Consider the following 16,034-nt stretch of genomic DNA (forward strand, 5'->3'; position numbering starts at 1 on the left):
AGCAAATTAAATTTGTTCTTTTGGTTTTGATAAATAATAAACAGGAATTCCAGCCAACATAATTAAAACGCCCCAACCGCAGGTTTCAAATCGTGTAATCAATAAAGCAACACACAATGCCGAAGCGGAAAGAATATAAACGAAAGGTAAAAATGGATAACCAAATGCTTTATAAGGTCTTTCTGCGTCTGGCATTTTTCTTCGTAGGATAAAAATTCCGTAGATAGTTAAGATATAAAAAATGATTACGATGATCATTACAAAGTCTAATAAAGCGCCATATTTCCCAGTTAAGCACAACGCCGATGCCCAAATGCATTGTGCCCACAAAGCCCAAGCTGGAACGCTAGCCGAATTTAAAATAGCTGCTTTTTTAAAGAATAATCCATCTTTTGCCATCGTATAATAAACCCTTGCTCCAGCCATGATCAATCCGTTATTGCAAGCAAAAGTGGAAATCATAATCATAATGGCGATGATCAAAGTGCCGATATTTCCGAAGATATAATTGGCAGCAACAACGGCCACACGATCTGATTTTGCCGTAGCAATTTCCTCAAACGGAACTACGGCCAAATACATCAAATTCGCCAAAATATAAATTACGGTCACGATAAAAGTTCCAAGAAATAAACTCAAGCCCACATTTCGCTTTGGATTTTTAATTTCTCCGGCGATAAAAGTCACGCCATTCCATGCATCACTTGAAAATAAAGAGCCGACCATTGCTGCAGAAATTCCGGTAATTAACGCCGAACCGCTTATAGGAAACCAAGAATTTGTTTTTGTATTAAAGGATTGCGTATTCCAAGCATCGGCCCAATTTGCGTCCCAAATTTCTGCTTTGGCACCCAAAATAAATCCGAAGACAATCAATCCAAGAAGCGACATAATTTTGATAATTGTCATTACGGTTTGAAGCATTTTGCTGTTCTTTACGCCACGACTATTAATATATGTCAATAAAATAATTGTAATAATAGAAACAATTTGAGCTGCATTTAGTTTGAAATAACCCAAATCAAAAAGGATATTTTCATCACTCAAAGGTTCGTATAGATAAGCGGCGAATTTTGAAAAGGCAACTCCAACAGCTGCAATTGTTCCGGTTTGGATGACCGCGAAGAAACTCCATCCATATAAAAAAGCAATTAATTTGTTATAAGCTTCTTTCAAATAAACATATTGACCGCCCGCTTTTGGGAACATCGCACTTAATTCTCCATAACTTACAGCTGCAATTACGGTAATCAGTCCAGAAATTATCCAGATCAAAGTAAGCCAACCCGCAGAACCAACTTGCCTTGCAATATCAGCACTGACGATAAAAATTCCCGAACCAATCATCGACCCAACGACAAGCATCGTTCCGTCTAATAATCCAAGTTCTCTTTTTAAATTATTGTCTTCGTCGTGGTTTTCCATAAAAATCAGTTTGGTTGAGTTGTGGTTAATTTCTGTTAAAGATATTAAAAAATCTGAATTTTGATGCAACTTGATTTTTGAGTATCTTTCCACAACAAATCTAAAATTACTGCTATGAGTGATAAATATGCTGACCTTGAATTGGTCAAAAACGAAGACAAAAAAAGATTCGAGATGGAAGTGGAAAATCACAAAGCTTTCGTAGAATATATTTTGACAAACGACAACGTAATGTTTTTAACCCACACCGAAGTTCCAAAAGCGTTAGAAGGAAAAGGTGTCGGCGGAAGCATTGTCGAAAAATCTTTAAAATACATCAAAGAAAACCAATATACTTTAGCGCCACTTTGCCCATTTGTTGCTTCATATCTAAGAAAACATCCAGAATGGAAAACGCTTTTGGCAAAAGGTTATAATGTAGATTAAAAATATAGTTTGAAATTTGACAGACTATTATTGCTTTTGACTTTACGACTTTTAAACTTTCGACTTACTTTCTCTATCTTTGCCACATGAATGAAAATTTAGACCCAACAAACCAAAACTACAATCACGAAGAACTCGATTTAGAAAAAAAATTGAGGCCGCTGTCTTTTGATGATTTCACTGGACAAGACCAAGTTTTGGAGAATTTGCAAGTATTTGTGCAGGCCGCCAACCAAAGAAACGAAGCCTTGGATCACACGCTTTTCCACGGACCTCCGGGTTTGGGAAAAACGACGCTTGCCAATATTTTAGCAAATGAATTGGGTGTTGGAATAAAAATTACGTCGGGGCCGGTTTTAGATAAGCCTGGAGATTTGGCGGGTTTGCTGACCAATCTTGAAGAACGTGATGTTTTGTTTATTGATGAAATTCACCGCTTGAGCCCGATTGTGGAAGAATATTTATATTCTGCGATGGAAGATTTTAAGATTGATATTATGATTGAATCGGGACCGAATGCCAGAACCGTTCAGTTGAATCTGAATCCGTTTACATTGGTCGGAGCCACAACTCGTTCCGGATTATTGACAGCTCCAATGCGAGCCCGTTTCGGAATCCAAAGCCGATTACAATATTATACTACAGAACTTTTGACATCAATTGTTGAAAGAAGTTCTGCCATTTTAAAAATGCCCATAACAATGGAAGCGGCGATTGAAATCGCTGGAAGAAGTCGCGGAACTCCTAGGATTGCAAATGCGTTATTAAGAAGAGTTCGTGATTTTGCCCAAATAAAAGGAAACGGAAGCATCGATATTGAAATCGCGCGTTTTTCATTGAAAGCATTGCACGTCGATGCGCACGGTTTAGACGAAATGGACAATAAAATTTTAACCACAATCATCGATAAATTCAAAGGTGGCCCAGTCGGATTGTCAACTTTGGCAACCGCAGTTTCTGAAAGTGGCGAGACGATTGAAGAAGTGTATGAGCCATTTTTGATTCAAGAAGGTTTCATTATGCGAACGCCAAGAGGTAGAGAAGTGACTGAAAAGGCTTATAAACATCTGGGAAAAGTGAGGATGAATGTTCAAGGAGGACTTTTTTAGAATTTAAGATTTTTGCAGAGATTCCTCCTTCGTCGGGAAGACAAAGTTGACGGTTAAAATATTTTTAGAAAAGACAAGAATCTGCGTAAATCAGTAAAATCCGTGTCATCCGCGTTCCCAATTATAGAAAATCCAAGATGATTTCCAACAAAGAGAAATACACAAAATTCATTAAATCCGAAGCCGCTCGCCTCGGATTTTTGTCTTGTGGCATATCTCAAGCCGGATTTTTAGAACAAGAAGCGCCTCGTTTAGAAGCTTGGTTGAAAAATAACGCACACGGCCAAATGTCTTACATGGAAAACCATTTCGACAAAAGACTAGACCCAACATTATTGGTAGATGATTCAAAATCCGTGATTTCTTTGCTTTTAAATTATTATCCCGAAGAAACGCAAACGCAAATCAACGGCGAAGACACTTATAAAATCTCAAAATACGCTTACGGACAAGATTATCATTTTGTCATCAAAGAAAAATTAAAAGAACTGCTTTTTTCAATTCAAGAGAATATCGGTGAAGTTTCTGGGCGTGCTTTTGTGGATTCTGCTCCAGTTTTAGACAAGGCTTGGGCTTCGAAAAGTGGCCTTGGTTGGATTGGTAAAAACAGCAATTTATTGAGCAAGCAAGTTGGTTCTTTTTTCTTTATTGCCGAATTAATTGTCGATCTAGATTTGGAATATGACAACTCCGTGACTGACCATTGCGGTTCGTGTACCAAATGTATCGACGCTTGCCCGACCGAAGCTATTGTTTCGCCATATGTTGTGGACGGAAGCAAATGTATTTCGTATTTTACGATAGAATTAAAAGAAAATATTCCGTCAGAAATGAAGGGAAAGTTTGATAATTGGGCTTTCGGGTGCGATGTCTGTCAAGATGTTTGTCCGTGGAATCGCTTCTCAAAACCGCACAAAGAACCGCTTTTTAATCCGCATCCAGAATTGCTTTCGATGACGAAAAAAGATTGGGAAGAAATTACCGAAGATACTTTTAAAGCCGTTTTTAAAAATTCTGCTGTAAAGCGAACAAAATTTGCTGGGATAAAGAGAAATATCGACTTCTTAAAAATTCCAAAAGAAAGTTAAACTCCTTTATTTTTTTTCATTTTATTTCCCCGAACTATTTTAATTATGACTTAAAATGACGAATAGTTTTAAATTTACGTTCGTTTCATTTTTGCGGTTAAATTAGTAAGTTTTGTTTATTAATTTATTTTATTGAATTTTTTGAATAAATATTTTTTATATAGAATAAATTGTTAAATATATTAGATATATTTGTTATATATTAAACTTAAACTTATCAATTATGTCAAAAAATTTAGTAGAATCAATTTCTGAATACATTACGCCAGACTTAGTTTCAAAAGCAAGTGCCTTGTTAGGAGAATCCCAAACCGGTATTTCCAAAACAATTTCTGTTGCAATTCCAACATTTTTGGCGGGACTTGTGAAAAAGTCAGAACATCCAAACGGAACTGACACAATTATGAATATGGTTTCTCAATCAAGCAGCCAATCTGTATTTTCTGATTTGCCGTCTTATTTAACAAAGGGAGAAGATAAGAGTTCATTGTTCTTAAGCCAGATTTTTGGTAACAAGCTGTCGTCAATTACTGACTTTCTTTCTAACATTGGAGGAGTAAAAGGTTCATCAGTAACTGCCTTGTTGGGTATGATTGGTCCCATGATTATGGCTCATTTTGGAAAATCAGGAACTTCTGCATCTGGCTTGACAAATCTGTTGTCTTCTGAAAAAAGCAGTATTTTGGCAGCATTGCCAAGCGGTTTAGGCTCAATGTTTCACTTTGGAAATTCTGTAAAAGAATTTAAAACTGAACATATCGAAAAAAAGTCAAGCGGGTTGCCAAAATGGCTGTTGCCATTATTGTTAATTCTTGCCGCGTTGGTTGCCCTGTACTTTTTTACAAAGCGTTGCGATAAAGCACCGGACGCAAGCACAACAGTCGTGGATACATTAAACACAAAAGTAAGTACAGCGATTGAAAAGGTAGATACCACAGTTGCCGGTACCGGTTCTGCAATAAGCGACCTGGCAGCAAAATTAGGGGCGTTTTTTAAATTTAAATTGCCAAATGGGGTTGAATTAAACGTTCCTCAAAATGGAGTGGAAAGCCAGATCATCACGTGGATGAATGACGAAACAAAAGTAGTTGATAAAAAGACCTGGTTCAATTTTGATAGATTGCTTTTTGATACAGGAAAATCTACTTTAACCGCCGATTCTCAAGAGCAGTTAAAAAATGTTGCTGAAATAATGAAAGCATATCCCGCAATGGAAATAAAATTAGGAGGTTATACTGATAACACCGGTGATGCAGCCACAAATTTGAAACTTTCTGACGGAAGAGCAAAATCAGTAATGGCCGAATTGGTAAAACTGGGAGTTGATTCTAAAAGAGTTGCCGCTGAAGGATATGGAGACCAGTTTCCTGTAGCTGATAACGCAACCGAAGAGGGAAGAGCGCAAAACAGAAGAATTGGGATTAGAATCACGAAAAAGAGTTAAATCATTTTAGTTTTATTAGGTTAACAATTAATCTTTATTAGCAAAAAGGTCTCAATCATGAGGCCTTTTTTGCTTTTAGAACTAATACTAATTTACTAAAAGGTAAAGCTCAGTAATGTCAAAAGTCGCACGCATGCATTCTGACGGCATTGAAATATAAAGATTAAAGCGGGTTTAAATCAGTATGCTGATTTTTAAAGAGTCTTAAATTTTAGATAATAAAATACAAAAGCACATTTAAATAAACTAGCTAAAAAGAATGGACATAAAAGTTTCTCAATTTCATCCATACCTTTACCTTTGCAAGTCGGAATAAATCTAGAAAAATGAACAAGTACAGCAAAAGAAGAGAAGCACTTTTATACCACGCAAAACCATCACCGGGAAAAATTGAGGTGGTTCCAACAAAAGCTTATGCAACGCAAAGAGATTTGTCATTGGCTTATTCGCCGGGTGTTGCAGAGCCTTGCCTTGAAATTGTAAAAGATGTAAACAACGTTTATAAATATACGGCAAAAGGTAATTTGGTAGCCGTAATTTCAAACGGAACCGCGGTTTTAGGTCTAGGCGATATCGGTCCAGAAGCATCAAAACCAGTGATGGAAGGAAAGGCTTTATTGTTCAAAATTTTTGCTGACATCGATGTTTTTGACATTGAAGTAGATACAAAAGACATTGAAAAGTTCATCGAAACCGTAAAAAATATCGCGCCAACTTTTGGTGGAATTAACTTGGAAGATATCAAAGCGCCAGAATCTTTTGAAATTGAAAGACGATTGGTGGAAGAACTGAATATCCCAGTGATGCACGATGACCAACATGGAACTGCAATTATTTCTTCGGCGGCTTTATTGAACGCTTTAGAATTAGCTGACAAAAAAATTGAAGACGTAAAAATCGTAATTTCTGGAGCAGGTTCAGCGGCTTTGGCTTGCGCGAATTTGTATGTTTTGTTAGGAATTAATCCAGATAATGTGATCATGTTTGACAAAGACGGCGTTCTTTCTGATGATAGAAATGACTTGTCTGATGTGCAAAGAAGATATTCAAAAGGACCAAAAAATATTACTTTAGGCGAAGCTTTGGTTGGCGCTGACGTTTTCCTCGGACTTTCTGCAGGAAATATTATGACGCCAGAAATGCTTCTGGAAATGGCAAATGACCCGATTGTTTTTGCCATGGCAAACCCGATTCCTGAGATTGATTATAATGTTGCAATCGCAACTCGAAAAGATATCATTATGGCGACTGGCCGTTCTGACCATCCTAACCAAGTAAATAACGTTCTTGGTTTTCCATATATTTTCCGTGGTGCGTTAGACGTTCGTGCTACAAAAATCAACGAAGCGATGAAAATGGCGGCGGTTCGTGCTTTGGCAGCATTAGCAAAAGCATCAGTTCCAGAGCAGGTAAATATTGCTTATGGCGAAACCAAGTTGATTTTTGGTAGAGATTATATTATTCCAAAACCGTTTGATCCAAGATTAATTGCGGTTGTAGCTCCAGCGGTTGCAAAAGCGGCAATGGAATCAGGAGTTGCGCTTCATCCAATTCACGATTGGGACAAATATGAAGAAGAACTTTTGGAAAGATTAGGTTCTGATAATAAAATGGTTCGTCTTTTGGCAAACCGTGCAAAATCAGACCCAAAACGTGTGGTTTTTGCAGAAGCAGACCATTTAGATGTTTTGAAAGCAGCTCAAATTGTTTGGGAAGAAAAAATTGGAACTCCTATTTTGTTGGGAGACAAAGAAATTATCCAAGAACTAAAAGATGAGTTGGGTTTTGATGCTGACGTAACTATTATCGACCCAAAAACTTCAGAAGAAGACGAAAGAAGATTGCGTTATGCAAATTCTTTTTGGGAATCACGAAGAAGAAAAGGAACGAGTTTGCTTGATGCCCAAAAATGGATGCGAGAGAGAAATTATTTCGCTGCAATGATGGTAAATGAAGGCGAAGCAGATGCTTTGGTTACAGGTTATTCTCGCAGTTATCCTTCGGTTGTGAAACCAATGATGCAGTTAGTGGATATGGCCCCGGGCGTTTCTAGAATTGCGACTACCAATATGATGATGACCAAAAGAGGTCCGATTTTTTTGTCAGATACAGCGATAAATCCAAATCCTTCTGCGGATGATTTGGCTAAAATTGCTCTGATGACCGCAAAAACAGTTCGTTTATTTGGAATGGAACCTGTGATTGCAATGGTTTCGTTTTCAAATTTTGGTTCGTCTCAAGACAAAAGTGCCCAAAAAGTGGCAGAAGCCGTGGCTTACCTTCACAAATATTATCCAGACTTGGTTGTTGATGGAGAAATTCAAGCGGATTTTGCCTTGAATTCTGAAATGCTTCAGAAGAAATTCCCGTTTTCAAAATTAGCTGGAAAAAAGGTAAATACGTTGATTTTTCCAAATTTGGAAGCAGCAAATATCAATTACAAAATGCTGAAAGAATTAGATAAATCAGTTTCCATCGGACCAATTATGATGGGAATGGATAAACCGGTTCACATTTTTCAATTAGGAGCAAGCGTGGAAGAAATGGTCAATATGGCCGCTGTTGCAGTTGTTGACGCTCAAGAAAAAGAGAAGAAAAACAAGGCGATAAAAGTTAATTTTTAACATATTTTTTTGCTTCATAACCGATTAGCTATTTTCAATAAAACTTTTTCCCTACATTTGGGAATTATTTAACGATTGATGATAGCACATTTACAAGGGAAATTGGTGGAAAAAAATCCAACCGAAGTAGTCATAGACTGCAATGGCGTGGGATATCAAGTCAATATTTCTCTACATACTTACTCTTTGATACCAGATGCTGAAAATGTAAAGCTTTTCACGTATTTGCAAATTAAAGAAGATGCCCACACTTTATTTGGCTTTGCCGAGAAATCAGAGAGAGAAATTTTTAAAATGCTTCTCTCTGTTTCTGGCATTGGCGCTAGTATTGCCAGAACAATGCTTTCTTCAATTGAGCCAAAACAAATCATACAAGCGCTTGCTTCGGGAGATGTAGCTACCATACAATCCATCAAAGGAATCGGAAGCAAAACAGCGCAACGCGCAATCCTTGATTTAAAGGATAAAGTGTTAAAAGTGTATGATTTAGACGAAGTTTCTATTTCGCAAGGCAATACAAACAAGGACGAAGCGTTATCTGCTTTGGAAGTTCTTGGATTTAACAGAAAATTGGCGGAAAAATCCGTTGAAAAAATTGTTAAAGAAAATCCTTCTGCATCGATCGAGAACATTATCAAACAAGCCTTAAAAAACTTATAAATACTTGAAAACAAACTATACTAAAGGCATTACAAGTAGCTTTAAAATTAGCTTATGGCTGATTTCGTTATTTTTTAGTGTAACTCTACAAGCCCAAGAGGAAGAAGATCAAGATTCAATTCCAAAAGGATATTCTTCTGGAAAAATTGAACTTAAAAATCCTGTTTCAATTTTAGAAGCGTACACTTATGATCCAATTTTAGATCGATATGTTTATACAAATACCGTTAATGGTTTTAATGTAAATTATCCGGTAATCTTAACTCCGACAGAATATGAAGAGTTAATTTTGCGTGAGTCGATGCGTGCTTATTTCAAGCAAAAATCAGATGCGATTGACGGTAAAAAAACAGGAACCGAGGCAAATAAAAAAGATCTGCTCCCAAGATATTATGTGAATTCAAGCTTTTTTGAAACCATTTTTGGAGGAAATACAATCGACGTAAAACCGACAGGTTCCGTTGAAATGGATTTGGGAGTTCGATATACGAAACAAGACAATCCGTCGCTTTCGCCTAGAAATAGAACAACAACCACGTTTGATTTTGACCAAAGAATCAGTATGAGTTTAATGGGAAAAGTGGGAACTCGATTAGCAGTAAATGCGAATTATGATACCGAATCTACTTTTGCTTTCCAAAATTTAATCAAATTAGAATACACTCCGACGGAAGACGATATCATCCAAAAAATTGAAGTCGGAAACGTAAGTTTACCTTTAAACAGCTCCCTTATTCGCGGAGCTCAAAGTCTTTTTGGTGTAAAAGCACAATTGCAGTTTGGGAAAACAACCGTTACCGGAATTTTCTCTGAACAAAAATCTCAAACCAGAACAGTGACTGCTGAAGGTGGTGGAACTGTTCAGAATTTCGAGATATTTGCCTTAGATTACGACGCCGACAGGCACTTTTTCTTGTCACAATATTTTAGAAATAAATATGACGAGTCGTTAAGAAATTATCCTTTAATTGACAGTCGCGTTCAGATTACTAGAATTGAGGTTTGGGTGACGAATCGTCAAAATCGCGTTAGTACAACAGATAACAACTTAAGAAATATCATTGCGCTTCAAGATTTAGGGGAGTCACAATTGCCAGGTTTGCCTGATAGTGAAGTGGTTTCTTTGACACCATCAACGAATTTGTTTACGGCGCCGGCAAATACTCCTTCAAAAAACTCGAACAACAGATTTGACCCAGCACGAATTGGAACAACAGGAATTTTAAATAATTCAATTCGTGAAATTGCAACGGCAAGTGCTGGTTTTTCTGGAGTAACTGTGAGCGAAGGAACAGATTATTCTAAACTTGAAAATGCTAGAAAATTATCGGCAAATGAATTTACATTTCATCCTCAATTAGGATATATTTCGTTAGCTCAAAAATTAACAAACGACGAGGTTTTGGCGGTAGCTTATCAATATACAATTGGAAGCGATGTATATCAAGTGGGAGAATTTGGTACTGACGGAGTTGATGCAACGCAAGTAAGCAACGGAATTCCAACAACGCAAAGTTTGATTTTGAAAATGCTGAAAAGCAACTTGACAAACGTGAACAAGCCAGTTTGGAATTTGATGATGAAAAACATCTATTCACTTCCTGGAGCTTATCAATTGGAGCAAGAGGATTTCAAGCTGAATATCATGTACACTGATCCATCGCCGTTGAATTATATTACGCCGGTGGCTGGAAATCCTTTGCCAGCAGATGTAGACCAAACGCCTTTATTGCGTGTTTTTAACGTAGATAGATTGAATTACACAAACGATCCGCAAGCCAATGGTGATGGTTTCTTTGACTTTATTCCGGGTTTAACTGTTGATCAGCAAAACGGACGTGTTATTTTCACGACTGTAGAGCCATTTGGTAAACATTTGTTCAATAAATTAAACACTACAGGTTCTGGAGCAGATTATGAGCAACCGTTGACGTATAATGCCAACCAAACAAAATATGTTTACACAAGCATGTATGCGAGTACGCAGGCGGCGGCGTTGCAAGACAGTGATAAAAATAAATTTCAATTAAAAGGAAAATTCAAATCTACATCTGGTGATGGAATCGCCATCGGTGCTTTTAACGTGCCTCAAGGTTCGGTAACTGTAACTTCCGGCGGACGTGTTTTGGTTGAAGGTGTTGATTATACGGTAAATTATCAAAGAGGAATGGTTCAAATCTTAGATGCTTCGTTACAAGCTTCGGGTACGCCAATCGAAATTTCCTTGGAAAATAATGCCGTTTTTGGTCAACAAACAAGACGTTTCTTCGGAGTTAATGTCGAACATAAATTCAATGATAAATTTGTTGTTGGAGCCACTTTGTTGAAAATGTCTGAAAGACCGTTTACACAAAAATCAAATTATGGGCAAGAGTCGGTAAACAATACCATCTTTGGAATGAATACAAACTATTCTACTGAGGTTCCGTTTTTGACTAGATTGGTAAATAAACTTCCAAATATTGATACTGATGTTCCCTCAAATATTTCATTCAGAGGAGAAATTGCTTACTTAAAACCAGATACGCCAAAAGCAGATAAATTTGACGGAGAATCTACCATTTATGTTGATGATTTTGAAGGTTCACAAACGACAATTGACATGCGTTCTCCTTTTTCTTGGAGCTTGTCAAGTGTGCCAGCATGGAACGCGACGAGTGATTTTGCAGACTTTGGAGCTTCTTTAAACACTATAAATTATGGATTCAAAAGAGCAAAATTGGCTTGGTATTCAATTGATCCAACTTTTTATGTGCAGCGTCCGAGTGGAGTTTCTGTTGATGACTTAAAATTATACAGCACTAGAAGAATTTATAGCCGAGAATTGTACCCAGAAACTGATATTGCAGTTGGTCAACAAACGGTTATCAATACGTTAGATTTGACATATTTCCCTCAAGAAAGAGGACCTTACAATTTTAATCCGGCCGCTTCGTCAACAAATACTTTTACGCCAACGGAAGCTACAACTAATTTTGGAGGAATTATGCGTGCTATAAATTCTACAAACTTTGAGCAATCGAACGTGGAATACATTCAAGTTTGGGTTTTGGATCCTTATGATAATGTGCAACAAAATGGAGGTGTTTCTCAGCAAAATGTTGGTAAATTGGTATTCAACTTAGGAGAAATTTCTGAAGATGTTTTAAAAGACGGAAGAAAACAATATGAAAATGGTTTGCCAGGAGCGGGTTCTACACAACAAACGTATTCTACAATTTGGGGTAAAATTCCAATTTCACAATCGCTGATTTACGCTTTTGATACAGAAACAGGAAATAGAGCCTTTCAAGATGTTGGTTTAGATGGTTTAAATGACGCTGAAGAAGCATCAATGTTTCCGGCTTTTGCAGGAAATGCCGATCCAGCAGCAGATAATTACCAATACTTTTTAAGCGCAAACGGTGATGTGATTCAACGCTATAAAAATTATAATGGTGTTCAAGGAAATTCACCGGTTGAACTTGGTGATACCAATAGAGGTTCAACCACCTTGCCTGATACTGAAGATATCAACCGTGATAATACCATGAATGAAATCAATGCTTATTATGAATATAGTATTGATATCTTGCCAGATATGTCGCCAGAAAACAGTCCTTATGTGACAGACGTAAGAACTCCTACAGCAGATCTTCCGGGTGGAGGAACAACCAATGCAAGATGGATTCAATTAAAAATTCCGGTGGCGCAACCAACAAATACTGTGGGGACTATTTCAGATTTCCGATCAATTCGTTTCATGAGAATGTTTATGACTGGATTTAATGAACAAGTTACATTGCGTTTCGGTGCTTTAGATTTAGTTCGTGGAGAATGGAGGCGTTATGTGAAAACCTTAGATCCGTTAGAACAAACAGATGTTGTTAATGATCAAGATGACACTCAATTAGATGTTTTGGCGGTTAATATTCAAGAAAACGGAGACAGAAGTCCGATAAAATACATGACGCCTCCGGGAGTTGTGAGAGAACAATTGTATAATAGCAATACAATTATCAACCAAAATGAGCAATCACTTTCGTTAAGAATTTCAAAAGCTAATACGGCGCTTCCTGGTTTAGGAGGTTTGGAGCCTGGAGATTCTCGCGGGGTTTTTAAAAATGTAAGTGTTGATATGAGACAGTTTAAGAAACTTAAAATGTTCTTACACGCAGAAGCTTTACCAGAACCAACCGAAGTGCAATCGCTTCAGGATGACCAAATGGTAGCTTTCATCAGATTTGGTAATGACTTTACTCAAAACTTCTATCAAGTTGAGATTCCGCTGAAAGTGACGCGTCAAAGCCGATCTTTAAGTGCAGAGGAAATTTGGCCAGAAGCGAATGAAATCGATTTGTCTCTTGCGTTGCTTACAAAGTTGAAAATACTAGCGATGAGCGCTTCAAGCGGGTTGGTTGAAGATGCTCTTGGAATAAAATATATAGACGATTTTGAACTTGATGGCTCATTGGCAGGAAGAATAAATCCACTTCGATTGGGGATCAAAGGAAATCCAAATTTTGGTTTAGTTAGAACACTGATGGTTGGTTTGAAAAACCGCAGTGGCGATGATATTCGTGGTGAAGTTTGGTTTAATGAGCTTCGTCTTGCTGAAATGGACAATAAAGGAGGTATGGCTGCAATTGCAAGTTTCGACGGAAATTTAGCAGATTTTGCAACGCTTTCTGCAACAGGAAGAATTAGCACAATCGGATTTGGATCACTTGAACAAGGGCCAAATGAAAGAAGTAGAGAAGATATTCAGCAATATGATATCGTTACAAATCTTAATCTTGGAAAACTGCTTCCTAAAAAATGGGGCGTAAATCTACCATTCAATTATGGAATTGGGGAAGAAACGATCACGCCACAATATGATCCATTTAACCAAGATATCAAGTTAGACGAGTTGATTGACAATACTAGCGATGCAGCAGAAAGGGAGAACCTGAAAAGCAGAGCAATTGATTATACAAAAAGAACAAGTATTAATTTTATCGGAGTTAAAAAAGAACGCGCTGCCGAGCAAAAACAGCACTTTTATGACCCAGAAAATTTAACATTGTCTTACTCTTATAATGAAATTGAGCATCACGATTATGAGGTGAAAGACATGCGTGATCAGCAAGTTAGAACTTCGGTTGATTATAACTTTGCATTTCAGCCAAAAACATTGGAACCTTTCAAGAAAACGGCTTTCATGAAAAAAAGTTCATACTGGAAAATGTTGAGTGATTTTAACTTGAATTATTTGCCTTCGACTGTGTCATTCAGCTCAAATATTATTCGTCAATATAACAGACAAGAATATAGAGATGTTGATATTCAAGGAATTGGTTTGAGTCCGCTTTACAGAAGAAATTACATGTTCAATTACCAGTATGGATTCAATTATAATTTGACAAAAGCATTAAAAGTCAACTACACGGCTTCAACAAATAATATTGTGAGAAACTATTTAGATGAAAATAATATTCCGATGGATGATTTCACAATTTGGGATGATTATTGGAATATAGGTGAAGCAAATCAGCAAATACAGCAACTTGTTGTGAACTATGATTTGCCTATAAATAAAATTCCGGCACTTGCCTTTGTGAAAGCAACTTATTCTTATACAGGAGATTATAATTGGCAACGTTCAACAGACGCATTGTCAGTGATTTCAACTGAAGAAGGAACTTTTAATCTTGGAAACACGATTCAAAATGCAGGTTCTCATCGTTTGAACACCGCATTAAATATGGATTTATTTTATAAGTACATCGGATTAACCAAAAAACCAAAAACTGTCGCAAGATTAGGAACTGTTGCTCCGCCAAAACCAGGTGAAAAGGTGGCGACTCAAACCAAGCCAAAAACAGGAGACGGAAATGTTTTCTTAGACGGATTGATCGGAGTTGCAACAAGTATAAAAAATGTTCAGATTAATTATACGCAGAATGAAGGAACAGTTCTTCCCGGTTTTATTCCCGGAGTTGGTTTCTTAGGGACAACAAAACCATCACTAGGATTCGTTTTAGGAAGTCAGTCAGATATCAGATATGAGGCGGCGAAAAATGGATGGTTGACAAATTATCAAGATTTCAATCAAAATTATACGCAGGTTTCTTCAAAGGTTTTGAACATGACAGCAAGAGTTGACTTGTTCCAAGGATTTAATATTGATGTAACTGCAGATCGATCGCTGACCGAAAATTTCTCTGAGCAATATGATGTTTCAGAAGATGGATTGTATAATTCAAGATCTCCTTATAACTATGGTAATTTCTCGATTTCTACAATAATGCTAAAAACTTCTTTCAGCAAAAGTGATGAAATTTCGTCTGCTGCTTTTGATGATTTTAGAAGCAATAGAATTGTTGTCGCAAATCGTTTGGCGACGAGCTATTATGGAACACCTGATTTTCCAAAAACGGCTGACGGTTATCCTGTTGGTTTTGGTAAAGCAAGCCAATCTGTGCTGTTGCCGTCGTTCTTGGCAGCTTATACTGGCGGTGATGCTGGTGGCGTTTCATTGGGTGCATTCAGAAATATTCCAATTCCAAACTGGACTGTGACTTACACTGGTTTGATGCAATATAAGTTCTTTAAAGATAGATTTAAACGTCTTTCGATCAGACATGCTTATCGCGCATCTTACACTGTTAATTCATTCCGTTCAAATTTTGAATACGATCAAAATCGTGATGCCGTAGATGCGAGTGGCAACTTGTTAAGCAAAACAATTATTTCAAATGTAAACCTTGTGGAGCAATTTAATCCGCTGGTTCGATTGGATTTTGAATTGAAAAGTTCTTTCAAAGTTTTAGCCGAAATGAAAAAAGACAGATCGCTTTCGATGAGTTTTGACAATAATTTATTGACAGAAGTAAAAGGTTTAGAATATACTTTAGGTCTTGGATATCGATTTAAAGATGTTGTGATCACGTCAAGATTGGCAGACAATCCAACAAATACAATCAGAAGCGATATCAATTTAAAAGCTGATTTTACGATGAGAAATTCGAATACAATTGTAAGATATTTGGATTATGACAATAATCAATTGGCTGGCGGACAAGATATTTGGTCTTTAAAATTGACTGCTGATTACGCCTTCAGCAAAAACCTGACAGCGATTTTCTATTATGATCATTCATTCTCAAAAGCTGTGATTTCAACTTCATTCCCTTTGACGAATATCCGCTCTGGTTTCACATTGCGATATAACTTTGGAAATTAATTTGGAAAACACTTTAAAAATATAGAAGTTAATAATACATTTGCCCAAAAA

General features: G+C 37.0%; 8 protein-coding genes. 7 read left to right on the forward strand and 1 reads right to left on the reverse strand.

Translation table 11 applies throughout. The features are described 5' to 3' along the window. Window positions 1-6: 6 nt before the first annotated feature. The gene (locus tag ACFPVY_RS11645; protein WP_379792192.1) at window positions 7-1,425 is read right to left on the reverse strand and encodes an APC family permease; all 1,419 of its coding nucleotides are present in this window, start codon (window positions 1,423-1,425) and stop codon (window positions 7-9) included. 114 nt (window positions 1,426-1,539) lie between these two features. On the opposite strand from ACFPVY_RS11645, the gene ACFPVY_RS11650 reads away from it, so the two are divergent. The 7 genes from ACFPVY_RS11650 to sov all read left to right on the forward strand — a co-directional run bounded on the left by ACFPVY_RS11650 (window position 1,540) and on the right by sov (window position 15,983). Beyond that, window positions 1,540-1,851 carry a GNAT family N-acetyltransferase gene (locus tag ACFPVY_RS11650; RefSeq protein WP_379792194.1) on the forward strand — a complete coding sequence of 104 codons (312 nt, stop codon included), beginning with the start codon at window positions 1,540-1,542 and terminating at the stop codon, window positions 1,849-1,851. Window positions 1,852-1,937: 86 nt separating this feature from the next. After that, complete coding sequence (gene ruvB / locus ACFPVY_RS11655; RefSeq protein WP_379792196.1) at window positions 1,938-2,960, forward strand: Holliday junction branch migration DNA helicase RuvB; 1,023 nt, start codon at window positions 1,938-1,940, stop codon at window positions 2,958-2,960. 137 nt (window positions 2,961-3,097) lie between these two features. Continuing rightward, the gene (gene queG / locus ACFPVY_RS11660) at window positions 3,098-4,048 is read left to right on the forward strand and encodes a tRNA epoxyqueuosine(34) reductase QueG (protein ID WP_379792198.1); all 951 of its coding nucleotides are present in this window, start codon (window positions 3,098-3,100) and stop codon (window positions 4,046-4,048) included. Window positions 4,049-4,271: 223 nt separating this feature from the next. Continuing rightward, window positions 4,272-5,492 (forward strand): DUF937 domain-containing protein, encoded by a 1,221-nt coding sequence (locus tag ACFPVY_RS11665; protein WP_379792200.1) that lies wholly within the window; start codon window positions 4,272-4,274, stop codon window positions 5,490-5,492. A gap of 326 nt (window positions 5,493-5,818) precedes the next feature. Then, complete coding sequence (locus ACFPVY_RS11670) at window positions 5,819-8,116, forward strand: NADP-dependent malic enzyme (RefSeq protein WP_379792202.1); 2,298 nt, start codon at window positions 5,819-5,821, stop codon at window positions 8,114-8,116. Between the two features lie 78 nt (window positions 8,117-8,194). Next, the gene (gene ruvA / locus ACFPVY_RS11675; protein WP_379792204.1) at window positions 8,195-8,776 is read left to right on the forward strand and encodes a Holliday junction branch migration protein RuvA; all 582 of its coding nucleotides are present in this window, start codon (window positions 8,195-8,197) and stop codon (window positions 8,774-8,776) included. Between the two features lie 4 nt (window positions 8,777-8,780). Further along, window positions 8,781-15,983, forward strand: a complete 7,203-nt coding sequence (gene sov, locus ACFPVY_RS11680) for a T9SS outer membrane translocon Sov/SprA (RefSeq protein ID WP_379792206.1) — start codon at window positions 8,781-8,783, stop codon at window positions 15,981-15,983. Window positions 15,984-16,034 lie beyond the last annotated feature (51 nt).

The sequence above is a fragment of the Flavobacterium qiangtangense genome (assembly GCF_042658345.1).
In the GTDB taxonomy this organism is placed as follows: domain Bacteria; phylum Bacteroidota; class Bacteroidia; order Flavobacteriales; family Flavobacteriaceae; genus Flavobacterium; species Flavobacterium qiangtangense.

Bases quoted from the DNA above. Each gene is read 5' to 3' on its own strand.
- ACFPVY_RS11665 (WP_379792200.1), top strand. From the start codon at position 4,272: ATGTCAAAAAATTTAGTAGAATCAATTTCTGAATACATTACGCCAGAC.
- ACFPVY_RS11650 (WP_379792194.1), top strand. From the start codon at position 1,540: ATGAGTGATAAATATGCTGACCTTGAATTGGTCAAAAACGAAGACAAA.
- ACFPVY_RS11670 (WP_379792202.1), top strand. From the start codon at position 5,819: ATGAACAAGTACAGCAAAAGAAGAGAAGCACTTTTATACCACGCAAAA.
- ruvB (WP_379792196.1), top strand. From the start codon at position 1,938: ATGAATGAAAATTTAGACCCAACAAACCAAAACTACAATCACGAAGAA.
- ACFPVY_RS11645 (WP_379792192.1), bottom strand. From the start codon at position 1,425: ATGGAAAACCACGACGAAGACAATAATTTAAAAAGAGAACTTGGATTA.
- ruvA (WP_379792204.1), top strand. From the start codon at position 8,195: ATGATAGCACATTTACAAGGGAAATTGGTGGAAAAAAATCCAACCGAA.
- queG (WP_379792198.1), top strand. From the start codon at position 3,098: ATGATTTCCAACAAAGAGAAATACACAAAATTCATTAAATCCGAAGCC.